The organism is Streptomyces albidicamelliae (assembly GCF_025642175.1).
GTDB classification, from domain to species: Bacteria; Actinomycetota; Actinomycetes; order Streptomycetales; family Streptomycetaceae; genus Streptomyces; species Streptomyces albidocamelliae.
Genome location: NZ_CP106795.1, coordinates 2,134,790 through 2,146,726, shown reverse-complemented (window position 1 = coordinate 2,146,726; position 11,937 = coordinate 2,134,790). Strand labels below are relative to the sequence as shown.

Annotated in this window: 6 protein-coding genes and 3 rRNA genes; 6 read left to right on the top strand and 3 right to left on the bottom strand. The window is 65.4% G+C overall.

Going from position 1 to position 11,937, the window contains the following annotated elements:
* Window positions 1-5 precede the first annotated feature (5 nt).
* Complete coding sequence (locus N8I86_RS09980; RefSeq protein WP_073892232.1) at window positions 6-788, bottom strand: sporulation protein; 783 nt, start codon at window positions 786-788, stop codon at window positions 6-8.
* A 101-nt stretch (window positions 789-889) separates the two neighbouring features.
* Between N8I86_RS09980 and N8I86_RS09975 the strand changes: the two genes are divergently transcribed.
* The 4 genes from N8I86_RS09975 (at window position 890) to rrf (ending at window position 7,307) form a co-directional block, all read left to right on the top strand.
* Window positions 890-1,540, top strand: coding sequence for a DNA-3-methyladenine glycosylase (locus N8I86_RS09975; protein WP_073892230.1), 651 nt, complete (start codon window positions 890-892; stop codon window positions 1,538-1,540).
* Between the two features lie 596 nt (window positions 1,541-2,136).
* A 16S ribosomal RNA gene (locus N8I86_RS09970) occupies window positions 2,137-3,662 on the top strand.
* Between the two features lie 302 nt (window positions 3,663-3,964).
* Window positions 3,965-7,087, top strand: a 23S ribosomal RNA gene (locus tag N8I86_RS09965).
* Window positions 7,088-7,190: 103 nt separating this feature from the next.
* Window positions 7,191-7,307 (top strand): 5S ribosomal RNA (gene rrf, locus N8I86_RS09960).
* Together the 16S, 23S and 5S rRNA genes form the textbook arrangement of a ribosomal RNA operon.
* Before the next feature lie 29 nt (window positions 7,308-7,336).
* Here the strand turns inward: rrf and N8I86_RS09955 are convergent.
* Window positions 7,337-8,176, bottom strand: coding sequence for a hypothetical protein (locus tag N8I86_RS09955; RefSeq protein ID WP_263280226.1), 840 nt, complete (start codon window positions 8,174-8,176; stop codon window positions 7,337-7,339).
* Window positions 8,177-8,599: 423 nt separating this feature from the next.
* Here N8I86_RS09955 and N8I86_RS09950 point away from each other — a divergent pair, with 423 nt between their 5' ends.
* Window positions 8,600-9,415 carry an FUSC family protein gene (locus tag N8I86_RS09950; RefSeq protein ID WP_241841330.1) on the top strand — a complete coding sequence of 272 codons (816 nt, stop codon included), beginning with the start codon at window positions 8,600-8,602 and terminating at the stop codon, window positions 9,413-9,415.
* A gap of 122 nt (window positions 9,416-9,537) precedes the next feature.
* Here the strand turns inward: N8I86_RS09950 and N8I86_RS09945 are convergent, their stop codons facing one another.
* Window positions 9,538-10,821 carry a DUF1015 domain-containing protein gene (locus N8I86_RS09945; RefSeq protein WP_073900002.1) on the bottom strand — a complete coding sequence of 428 codons (1,284 nt, stop codon included), beginning with the start codon at window positions 10,819-10,821 and terminating at the stop codon, window positions 9,538-9,540.
* A gap of 73 nt (window positions 10,822-10,894) precedes the next feature.
* On the opposite strand from N8I86_RS09945, the gene N8I86_RS09940 reads away from it, so the two are divergent.
* Window positions 10,895-11,926 (top strand): HAD hydrolase-like protein, encoded by a 1,032-nt coding sequence (locus N8I86_RS09940; RefSeq protein WP_073900000.1) that lies wholly within the window; start codon window positions 10,895-10,897, stop codon window positions 11,924-11,926.
* The last annotated feature ends 11 nt before the right edge of the window (window positions 11,927-11,937 follow it).

Below are 11,937 nucleotides of genomic sequence, written 5' to 3'. Positions count from 1 at the left end.
CGAGCCTAGAACCAGTTCCGCTTGCTGCCGACCTCGGACAGCCACTGGTTGAGGTAAGCCGCCCAGTCGGTCCCCTGCCAGTCGTTCAGACCGACCTGGAAGGAGCGGAAGGTGTCCGAGCCCTCGCTGAAGAGCCCCGGCTTCTTGTCCATCTCAAGGACGACGTCCATCGCGTTCTCGTCGGCGACGAAGCTGACCTCGACCTGGTTCAGGCCGCGGTACTGCGACGGCGGGAAGAACTCGATCTCCTGGTAGAACGGCAGGCGCTGCCGGGTACCCCGGATGTGGCCGCGCTCCATGTCCGCGTTCTTGAAGCGGAAGCCCAGCTGGATGAAGGCGTCGAGGATGGCCTTCTGCGCCGGCAGCGGGTGCACGTTGATCGGGTCCAGGTCGCCGGAGTCGACGGCCCGCGCGATCTCCAGCTCGGTCGTCACACCGATGTGCATCCCGCGCAGCGCCTGGCCGTCGATCATCGTGACCGGCGTCTCCCAGGGGATCTCCAGGCCGAACGGCACCGCGTGCACCGCGCCGGCCTGCAGCTCGAAGGCACCGCCGAGCCGCACCTTGGTGAACTCGATGTCCTGCTTGTACTCCTGGTCGCCGCTCTCCACCTCGACCTTGGCCTGCAGGCCCACGGAGAGACCCTCGATGTTCTGGTTCACGGACCCGCCCTGGATCCGCACCTCACCCTGGACGACACCGCCCGGTACGACGTTGACCTCCGTCAGCACCGTCTCGACCGAGGCCCCACCGGCCCCGAGGCTCGCGAGCAGCTTCTTGAACGCCATTGACTCTCCCTTTGCGAATGGACCCTCGCCCCGTACAAACGCGATCCACCCCCCGCCGGTTCCGCGGGGACGCCGACCCGTCTGGACTACCCTCGGACGGCATGATCGCGCCCCCGGACCGTACGCCACTGCCCCGAGAGTTCTTCGACCGCCCGGTCCTGGAGATCGCCCCCGACCTCCTCGGGCGCATCCTGGTCCGGTCTACTCCCGACGGCACGATCGCACTCCGCCTCACCGAGGTCGAGGCCTACGACGGCCCGAACGACCCGGGGTCGCACGCCTATCGCGGTCGCACCGCCCGCAACGAGGTGATGTTCGGTCCGCCCGGACACGTGTACGTCTACTTCACCTACGGCATGTGGCACTGCATGAACCTGGTCTGCGGTCCGGAGGGCCGGGCGAGCGCCGTGCTGCTCCGCGCGGGAGAGGTGGTCGAGGGCGCCGAACCGGCCCGCAAGCGTCGACTTTCGGCCCGCAACGACAAGGAACTGGCCAAGGGGCCGGCCCGTCTGGCCACGGCCCTTGGCGTCGACCGCTCCCTGGACGGCACGGACGCGTGCGCACCGGGTGACACCCCGCTGAGGATGCTGACGGGCGCCCCCGTCCCTTCCCACCAGGTACGCAGCGGCCCGCGCACCGGAGTGGCCGGCGCAGGCGGAGACGGCGACCGCTACCCCTGGCGCTACTGGGTGGCGGACGATCCGACGGTGAGCCCCTACCGGGCGCACGTGCCGCGGCGCCGACGAAGTTGACTCGCCCCCGCGAGGTGCGTAATGTATCCCGAGCCGCTGAACCGGGTACGGCGATCGCCTGCAGCCGGAGCGGCCAACCCACTACCTAGCTACAGCCCTCGACGGGGTCGATTCTGGCGCGCCCGCGCGCTCGAATTCGAACTCGCGGGACTCGATTATGAGTCACCGAGGGAATCGGCTAACGTAGTGAATGTCGAAAGGCCGACGAGCGAAAGCCCAAAGCCCCAGACAATCCCGCCGACCGGGAATCGGACGCCGAAAGGATCTGATAGAGTCGGAACCGCCGGAAAGGGAAACGCGAAAGCGAGAACCTGGAAAGCACCGAGGAAATCGGATCGGAAAGATCTGATAGAGTCGGAAACATCGAAGGGAAGCCCGGAGGAAAGCCCGAGAGGGTGAGTACAAAGGAAGCGACCGTTCCTTGAGAACTCAACAGCGTGCCAAAAATCAACGCCAGATTAGTTGATACCCCGTCTCCGGTCGTCACGATCGGGACGAGGTTCCTTTGAAAAAACACAGCGAGGACGCTGTGAACCATCGGACTATTCCTCCGGTGGTTCCGCTCTCGTGCGTGTGCACCGGATTACCGGTAAACATTCACGGAGAGTTTGATCCTGGCTCAGGACGAACGCTGGCGGCGTGCTTAACACATGCAAGTCGAACGATGAACCACTTCGGTGGGGATTAGTGGCGAACGGGTGAGTAACACGTGGGCAATCTGCCCTTCACTCTGGGACAAGCCCTGGAAACGGGGTCTAATACCGGATATCACTCCTGCAGGCATCTGCGGGGGTCGAAAGCTCCGGCGGTGAAGGATGAGCCCGCGGCCTATCAGCTTGTTGGTGAGGTAATGGCTCACCAAGGCGACGACGGGTAGCCGGCCTGAGAGGGCGACCGGCCACACTGGGACTGAGACACGGCCCAGACTCCTACGGGAGGCAGCAGTGGGGAATATTGCACAATGGGCGAAAGCCTGATGCAGCGACGCCGCGTGAGGGATGACGGCCTTCGGGTTGTAAACCTCTTTCAGCAGGGAAGAAGCGAAAGTGACGGTACCTGCAGAAGAAGCGCCGGCTAACTACGTGCCAGCAGCCGCGGTAATACGTAGGGCGCAAGCGTTGTCCGGAATTATTGGGCGTAAAGAGCTCGTAGGCGGCTTGTCACGTCGGGTGTGAAAGCCCGGGGCTTAACCCCGGGTCTGCATTCGATACGGGCAGGCTAGAGTGTGGTAGGGGAGATCGGAATTCCTGGTGTAGCGGTGAAATGCGCAGATATCAGGAGGAACACCGGTGGCGAAGGCGGATCTCTGGGCCATTACTGACGCTGAGGAGCGAAAGCGTGGGGAGCGAACAGGATTAGATACCCTGGTAGTCCACGCCGTAAACGGTGGGAACTAGGTGTTGGCGACATTCCACGTCGTCGGTGCCGCAGCTAACGCATTAAGTTCCCCGCCTGGGGAGTACGGCCGCAAGGCTAAAACTCAAAGGAATTGACGGGGGCCCGCACAAGCAGCGGAGCATGTGGCTTAATTCGACGCAACGCGAAGAACCTTACCAAGGCTTGACATACACCGGAAACGTCTGGAGACAGGCGCCCCCTTGTGGTCGGTGTACAGGTGGTGCATGGCTGTCGTCAGCTCGTGTCGTGAGATGTTGGGTTAAGTCCCGCAACGAGCGCAACCCTTGTCCTGTGTTGCCAGCATGCCCTTCGGGGTGATGGGGACTCACAGGAGACCGCCGGGGTCAACTCGGAGGAAGGTGGGGACGACGTCAAGTCATCATGCCCCTTATGTCTTGGGCTGCACACGTGCTACAATGGCCGGTACAATGAGCTGCGATACCGTGAGGTGGAGCGAATCTCAAAAAGCCGGTCTCAGTTCGGATTGGGGTCTGCAACTCGACCCCATGAAGTCGGAGTTGCTAGTAATCGCAGATCAGCATTGCTGCGGTGAATACGTTCCCGGGCCTTGTACACACCGCCCGTCACGTCACGAAAGTTGGTAACACCCGAAGCCGGTGGCCCAACCCCTTGTGGGAGGGAGCTGTCGAAGGTGGGACTAGCGATTGGGACGAAGTCGTAACAAGGTAGCCGTACCGGAAGGTGCGGCTGGATCACCTCCTTTCTAAGGAGCACTTCTCACCAGCTTCGGCTGGTCAGAGGCCAGTACATCGGCAAATGTTCGATGCTGGTTGCTCATGGGTGGAACGTTGATTATTCGGCACGATCCAGGATGGATCAGGCGCTAGTACTGCCCTTCGGGGCGTGGAACGCAGATCTGATCGGCTGATCGTGTCGGGCACGCTGTTGGGTGTCTGAGGGAATGAGTTTCCTTCAGTCGCCGGTCCCGGTAAAGCATCGCGTAAGTGGTGTGTGACGGGTGGCTGGTCGTTGTTTGAGAACTGCACAGTGAACGCGAGCATCTGTGGCCAAGTTTTTAAGGGCGCACGGTGGATGCCTTGGCACCAGGAACCGATGAAGGACGTGGGAGGCCACGATAGTCCCCGGGGAGTCGTCAACCAGGCTTTGATCCGGGGGTTTCCGAATGGGGAAACCCGGCAGTCGTCATGGGCTGTCACCCGCTGCTGAACACATAGGCAGTGTGGAGGGAACGAGGGGAAGTGAAACATCTCAGTACCCTCAGGAAGAGAAAACAACCGTGATTCCGGGAGTAGTGGCGAGCGAAACCGGATGAGGCCAAACCGTATGCGTGTGAGACCCGGCAGGGGTTGCGCATGCGGGGTTGTGGGATCTCTCTTCTGCGGTCTGCCGGCCGTAGGACGAGTCAGAAACCGTTGATGTAGGCGAAGGACATGCGAAAGGTCCGGCGTAGAGGGTAAGACCCCCGTAGTCGAAACGTCAGCGGCTCGTTTGAGAGACACCCAAGTAGCACGGGGCCCGAGAAATCCCGTGTGAATCTGGCGGGACCACCCGCTAAGCCTAAATATTCCCTGGTGACCGATAGCGGATAGTACCGTGAGGGAATGGTGAAAAGTACCGCGGGAGCGGAGTGAAATAGTACCTGAAACCGTGTGCCTACAAGCCGTGGGAGCGTCGGATACGTGCTTGCACGTGTCTCGTGACTGCGTGCCTTTTGAAGAATGAGCCTGCGAGTTTGCGGTGTGTTGCGAGGTTAACCCGGGTGGGGAAGCCGTAGCGAAAGCGAGTCCGAATAGGGCGTTTCAGTAGCACGCTCAAGACCCGAAGCGGAGTGATCTAGCCATGGGCAGGTTGAAGCGGAGGTAAGACTTCGTGGAGGACCGAACCCACCAGGGTTGAAAACCTGGGGGATGACCTGTGGTTAGGGGTGAAAGGCCAATCAAACTCCGTGATAGCTGGTTCTCCCCGAAATGCATTTAGGTGCAGCGTCGTGTGTTTCTTGCCGGAGGTAGAGCACTGGATAGGCGATGGGCCCTACCGGGTTACTGACCTTAGCCAAACTCCGAATGCCGGTAAGTGAGAGCGCGGCAGTGAGACTGTGGGGGATAAGCTCCATGGTCGAGAGGGAAACAGCCCAGAGCATCGACTAAGGCCCCTAAGCGTACGCTAAGTGGGAAAGGATGTGGAGTCGCACAGACAACCAGGAGGTTGGCTTAGAAGCAGCCACCCTTGAAAGAGTGCGTAATAGCTCACTGGTCTAGTGATTCCGCGCCGACAATGTAGCGGGGCTCAAGCGTACCGCCGAAGTCGTGTCATTGCAGCATATAGCCCCAACGGGTGCTGTGATGGGTAGGGGAGCGTCGTCTGCCGGGTGAAGCAGCACCGGAAGGTAGTTGTGGACGGTTGACGAGTGAGAATGCAGGCATGAGTAGCGATACAAACGTGAGAAACGTTTGCGCCGATTGACTAAGGGTTCCTGGGTCAAGCTGATCTGCCCAGGGTAAGTCGGGACCTAAGGCGAGGCCGACAGGCGTAGTCGATGGATAACCGGTTGATATTCCGGTACCCGCTGTGAAGCGTCAAACATCGAGCATCGTGATGCTAAGGCCGTGAAGCCGCCCTGATCTCTTCGGAGTTGAGGGGAGTGGTGGAGCCGCCGAACCAAGCGGTTAGTAGGTGAGTGATGGGGTGACGCAGGAAGGTAGTCCATCCCGGGCGGTGGTTGTCCCGGGGTAAGGGTGTAGGACGCAAGGTAGGTAAATCCGCCTTGCACATAGTCTGAGACCTGATGCCGAGCCGATTGTGGTGAAGTGGATGATCCTATGCTGTCGAGAAAAGCCTCTAGCGAGTTTCATGGCGGCCCGTACCCTAAACCGACTCAGGTGGTCAGGTAGAGAATACCGAGGCGTTCGGGTGAACTATGGTTAAGGAACTCGGCAAAATGCCCCCGTAACTTCGGGAGAAGGGGGGCCACACTCGGTGATCCGATTTACTCGGTGAGCTGGGGGTGGCCGCAGAGACCAGCGAGAAGCGACTGTTTACTAAAAACACAGGTCCGTGCGAAGCCGTAAGGCGATGTATACGGACTGACGCCTGCCCGGTGCTGGAACGTTAAGGGGACCGGTTAGCTCCATTTCGGTGGGGCGAAGCTGAGAACTTAAGCGCCAGTAAACGGCGGTGGTAACTATAACCATCCTAAGGTAGCGAAATTCCTTGTCGGGTAAGTTCCGACCTGCACGAATGGCGTAACGACTTCTCGACTGTCTCAACCATAGGCCCGGTGAAATTGCACTACGAGTAAAGATGCTCGTTTCGCGCAGCAGGACGGAAAGACCCCGGGACCTTTACTACAGTTTGATATTGGTGTTCGGTTCGGCTTGTGTAGGATAGCTGGGAGACTTTGAAGCAGCCACGCCAGTGGTTGTGGAGTCGTCGTTGAAATACCAGTCTGGTCGTGCTGGATGTCTAACCTGGGTCCGTGATCCGGATCAGGGACAGTGTCTGATGGGTAGTTTAACTGGGGCGGTTGCCTCCCAAAGGGTAACGGAGGCGCCCAAAGGTTCCCTCAGCCTGGTTGGTAATCAGGTGTTGAGTGTAAGTGCACAAGGGAGCTTGACTGTGAGACCGACGGGTCGAGCAGGGACGAAAGTCGGGACTAGTGATCCGGCGGTGGCTTGTGGAAGCGCCGTCGCTCAACGGATAAAAGGTACCCCGGGGATAACAGGCTGATCTTCCCCAAGAGTCCATATCGACGGGATGGTTTGGCACCTCGATGTCGGCTCGTCGCATCCTGGGGCTGGAGTCGGTCCCAAGGGTTGGGCTGTTCGCCCATTAAAGCGGTACGCGAGCTGGGTTTAGAACGTCGTGAGACAGTTCGGTCCCTATCCGCTGTGCGCGTAGGAATATTGAGAAGGGCTGTCCCTAGTACGAGAGGACCGGGACGGACGAACCTCTGGTGTGCCAGTTGTTCTGCCAAGGGCATGGCTGGTTGGCTACGTTCGGGAGGGATAACCGCTGAAAGCATCTAAGCGGGAAGCCTGCTTCGAGATGAGTATTCCCACCTCCTTGAGAGGGTAAGGCTCCCAGTAGACGACTGGGTTGATAGGCCAGATATGGAAGCCGGGTAACCGGTGGAGTTGACTGGTACTAATAGGCCGAGGGCTTGTCCATTGATGCTCGCGTTCACTGTGTTGGTTCTGAGGCAACGGCCGTTGCCGGTTTGAGCAGAACGCATAACTACAAAGTGTGCTTGTTCGCTCGAAACCATTAGGGTTTCGGTGGTCATAGCGTGAGGGAAACGCCCGGTTACATTCCGAACCCGGAAGCTAAGCCTCACAGCGCCGATGGTACTGCAGGGGGGACCCTGTGGGAGAGTAGGACGCCGCCGAACAATCTTTGGAGGACCCCTGGTCCCAGCGTTCAGCTGGGACCAGGGGTCCTTTCGTTTTTACAATGCTTGCGGTACCGAAGACAGGAGTCACCATGTCCACCAACTCTCCCGACGATCGACCGGAGCGCGACCAGCGGCGACGGGACAGTGGTGACCGTGGCGATCGGGGCGGCTACCGCAGTGACCGTGGCGACCGTGGCGACCGCGGTGGCTTCCGTCGGGACAACGACCGTCGCGACGACCGAAGTTACGGCCGCCGCGACGACCGCGCCGGCCACGGCGGCCGGCGTGACGATCGCCGTGACGACCGTCGGGACGACCGCGGTGACCGTGGCGGTTTCCGCCGCGACGATCGTCGTGACGACCGGCGCGATGACAACCGTGGTGGTGGCTACCGCCGCGAGGGCGACCGGGGTCCGCGCCCGGCGTACCAGCGTGACGACCGCGACCGTGGCGACCGCGGTGGCTTCCGCGGCCGGGACGACCGCGGCGGCCACGGTGGCCATGGCGGCTTCCGCCGTGACGACCGGCGCGACGACCGCCGTGACGACCGCGGGGGCGACCGCCCCTCGTACCGCCGCGACGACGACCGGGGCGGCTACGGCCGCCGCGACGACCGTGGTGGTTACGGCGGCCGGCGTGACGATCGCCGTGACGACCGTCGGGACGACCGCGGTGAGCGTGGCGGTTTCCGTCGTGACGACCGCCGTGACGATCGTCGTGACGACCGGCGCGATGACAACCGTGGTGGTGGCTTCCGCCGCGAGGGCGACCGGGGTCCGCGCCCGGCGTACCAGCGTGACGACCGCGACCGTGGCGACCGCGGTGGCTTCCGCGGCCGGGACGACCGCGGCGGCCACGGTGGCCATGGCGGCTTCCGCCGTGACGACCGGCGCGACGACCGCCGTGACGACCGCGGGGGCGACCGCCCCTCGTACCGCCGCGACGACGACCGGGGCGGCTACGGCCGTCGCGACGACGACCGCGGCGACCGTGGGGGCTTCCGTCGTGACGACCGGCGCGACGACCGCCGCGACGACCGTCGCGGCGACGACCGCGGTGGCTTCCGCGGCCGGGACGACCGGGGCGACCGTCGGGACGACCGCGGTGGCTTCCGAGGACGCGACGACCGCGGTGCCCGTGGGCCCCGTCGGGACGACCGTGGCGGTCGCCCCGGTGGCTTCCGGGGCCGTGACGACCGGCGTGACGACCGTCGCGGCGACGACCGCAGGGGCGGTGGCCGCTTCCGCGACGAGCGTGACCGCGACCGCGACCGCGAGCCGATCAAGCGGCTGCCCATCCCGGAGGACGTCACCGGCGACGAGATCGACAAGGACGTCCGGCAGGAGCTGCAGAGCCTGCCCAAGACGCTCGCGGAGGACGTCGCCAAGAACCTGGTGATGGTCGCCCGGCTCATCGACGAGGAGCCCGAGAGGGCCTACGGCTACTCCAGGGTCGCCCTGCGCCTGGCCTCCCGTGTGGCCGCCGTGCGTGAGGCCGCCGGCTTCGCCGCGTACGCCACCCAGAAGTACAGCGAGGCCCTCGCGGAGTTCCGGGCCGCCCGGCGAATGACCGGCACCGTGGACCTGTGGCCGATGATGGCCGACTGCGAGCGTGGGCTCGGGCGTCCCGAGAAGGCGCTGGACATGGCCGGTGCCCCGGAGGTGCAGAAGCTGGACAAGGCCGGCCAGGTCGAGATGCGGCTCGTCGCCGCCGGCGCCCGGCGCGACATGGACCAGCTGGACGCGGCCATCGTGACCCTGCAGAGCCCGGAGCTGGCCTCCAGCTCGGTCCAGCCGTGGACCGCGCGACTGCGCTACGCGTACGCCGACGCCCTGCTGGCGGTCGGTCGCGAGAGCGAGGCGCGGGAGTGGTTCGCCAAGGCCGTGGAGGCCGACCGGGACGGCAGCACGGACGCCTCCGACCGGCTCGCCGAGCTGGACGGCGTGGAGTTCGTCGACGCCCTCGACGAGGACGAGGCCGAGGTCCCGGCCGAGGCCGCCGCCGAGCCCGCGAAGGCCGACGCCGACACGTCGGAGAGCGCGGGCGCGAACGACGGCGACACCGAGTCCGCCGCCACCGCCGAGGACGACGGCGACAAGGACTGACCAGGACTGACCAGGACTGACCAGGACCGAAAGGTCTGGCCAGGACCGATGAGAAAAGGGCAGGCCCCGTGGGCCTGCCCTTTTTCATGTGCCGATTTCCTGTGCCGGCCTCGCGGGCCGGCTCAGATCTCCAGCGCCCGCAGCACCAGCCCGGTCGCCGGCTTCGGTCCGAAGGACGTCGACTTGCGGGGCATCGTCACCCCCTGGCGGGCCAGGTCCCGTACGACCTCCTCGCGCACCGGATGCATCAGGACGGCGGTCGAGCCGTCCTGTTCGGCCTTCTCGACCGTGGCCGCCGTGTCGTGGATGTACGCGATGTGGGCCGGCGAGTCCTCGGGGATGTGCCAGACGTGCTCGAGGAGCGTGGCGTGCAGGACGGTGGCGTCCAGGGAGCGCCAGGCGGCCGGCCGGTCCGCCGGGATCGTCCGGGCGAGCAGAGCGGGGTCGGGGTGGTCGAGCAGGTGGAAGGCGCCGTCGCCGGCCAGCAGGAAGGCGTTCCCCGCGCAGGACGCGTCGGCCAGGGCCGCCTGGGCCTCGGCGAGCGGCGTGTCGAGGTGCCGTACCCGGAACAGGCCCTCCACGGCGGCCAGCGCGTCCGCGACGGGCAGGCCGTGCAGCAGCCGGTGGATGGCGCGGACGCGCAGCGGATAGCGGGCGGTGTCGACCAGGAGGACCAGACCGTGGTCCCAGGGGCTCGGGGAGGGGTGCTCCGCACGCAGCCGGCGGTAGGTGGCCCAGCGGTGGTGGCCGTCGGCGATCAGCGCCTGCCGGTGGGCCAGGTCGGACTGGATGAGGCCGAGTTCGGCGGAGTCGGTGACCGCCCACAGCCGGTGCCGGTAGCCGTCCTCGGTGGTCGTCGCCAGCAGGGGCGGGCGCTCGACCGTGCGCTCGACGACGTCCGCCGCCGCGCCGTTGCCGCGGTAGGTCAGCAGCAGCGGTTCCAGGTTGGCGCGTGTGGCGCGCATCAGGGCCGCGCGGTCCGCCACCACCGGCGGCATGACGTCCTCGTGCGGCAGGACCACCCCGTCCTCGGGGTCGGAGACCCGCAGCGCGCCGATGACACCGCGCTGGATCATGCCGTCGCCGTCCCGCTGCTCGTACACGTAGAGGCCCGGCTCGGCGTCGGCGGTGAGGATGCCCTCGTCCAGCCAGCGGCGCAGGGTGTCGGCGGCCTGTTCGGTGCGGGCGCTCGGGGTGCCGGCCTGCGGCAGAATCAGCCGGACGATGTTGTGCGGATCCGCCGACTGGAGGTGGTGCACCCCGTCGGGGCGTACGACGACGTCGTACGGCGGAGAGGTGACGGAAGCCAGGCTGCCGACCCGGTCGGGGTCGTACCGGAGGCCCCGGAACGGGGTGAGTTCCAGCCCTCGGCGCGCCGTTGCTTCCGAGTGACCTGCAGTGTTCATCCCGGCATCGTACGTGTGTCGGTGGCATGCGGGATGATCGGGGGAAAGCGAGTGAACGAGGAGCGATGTGGACATGAGCCAGGGCGTCAGGACGAGTCCCGAGGGCAGTGCGCGGCCCCTGAGCGAGGCGTACGACACGGCGCTGCTCGATCTGGACGGGGTGGTGTACGCGGGCGGGAACGCGATCGCGCACGCCGTGGACTCGCTGGAGGAGGCACGCTCGGGCGGGATGCATCTGGCGTACGTCACGAACAACGCGCTGCGTACGCCGGACGCCGTGGCCGGCCATCTGACGGAGCTGGGCATACCGACGGGGGCGGCGGACGTCATCACCTCGGCGCAGGCCGTCGCGCGGCTGATCAGCGAGCAGGTGCCCGCCGGGGCGCGGGTGCTCGTGATCGGTGGTGAGGGCTTGCGGGTGGCGCTGCGCGAGCGCGGGCTGACGCCGGTGGAGTCGGCGGACGACGACCCGGTGGCGGTGGTGCAGGGGTACGGCGGTCCGGATCTGCCGTGGGGGCGTTTCGCCGAGGCGTCGTACGCCGTCGCGCGTGGCGTGCCGTGGTTCGCGTCCAACACCGACCTGACGATCCCGAGCGGGCGGGGCATCGCCCCGGGCAACGGGGCGGCGGTGGAGGTCGTGCGGATCGCGACCGGTGCCGAGCCGCAGGTGGCGGGCAAGCCGCTGCCCCCGATGCACAAGGAGACGATCATCCGGACCGGCGCGAAGCGGCCGCTGGTGGTCGGAGACCGGCTGGACACGGACATCGAGGGCGCGTTCAACGGCGGGGTGGACTCGCTGCTCGTGCTGACCGGTGTCACCGACGGCGCGCAGCTGCTCGCGGCGCCGCCCCGGCACCGGCCGACCTATGTCGACGGCGATCTGCGCGGACTGCTCGCCGCGCAGCCCGAGGTGACGCGGGACGGGGACGGTTTCCGGTGCGGCGAGTGGACGGCGCGGGCCGGCACGGAGCGGCTGGAGGTCGACGGCGGCGGCGCGGCGGCGCTGGACGGACTGCGCGCCCTGTGCGCGGCGGCCTGGGCGGCGGCCGGTGACGGGGCGTGCGAGCTGGACGGTGGCAAGGCGCTGGCCCGCCTCGGCCTGTGAGCCGGCCCGCC

Bases quoted from the DNA above. Each gene is read 5' to 3' on its own strand.
- N8I86_RS09980 (WP_073892232.1), bottom strand. From the start codon at position 788: ATGGCGTTCAAGAAGCTGCTCGCGAGCCTCGGGGCCGGTGGGGCCTCG.
- N8I86_RS09975 (WP_073892230.1), top strand. From the start codon at position 890: ATGATCGCGCCCCCGGACCGTACGCCACTGCCCCGAGAGTTCTTCGAC.
- N8I86_RS09955 (WP_263280226.1), bottom strand. From the start codon at position 8,176: ATGGCCACCGTGGCCGCCGCGGTCGTCCCGGCCGCGGAAGCCACCGCG.
- N8I86_RS09945 (WP_073900002.1), bottom strand. From the start codon at position 10,821: ATGAACACTGCAGGTCACTCGGAAGCAACGGCGCGCCGAGGGCTGGAA.
- N8I86_RS09940 (WP_073900000.1), top strand. From the start codon at position 10,895: ATGAGCCAGGGCGTCAGGACGAGTCCCGAGGGCAGTGCGCGGCCCCTG.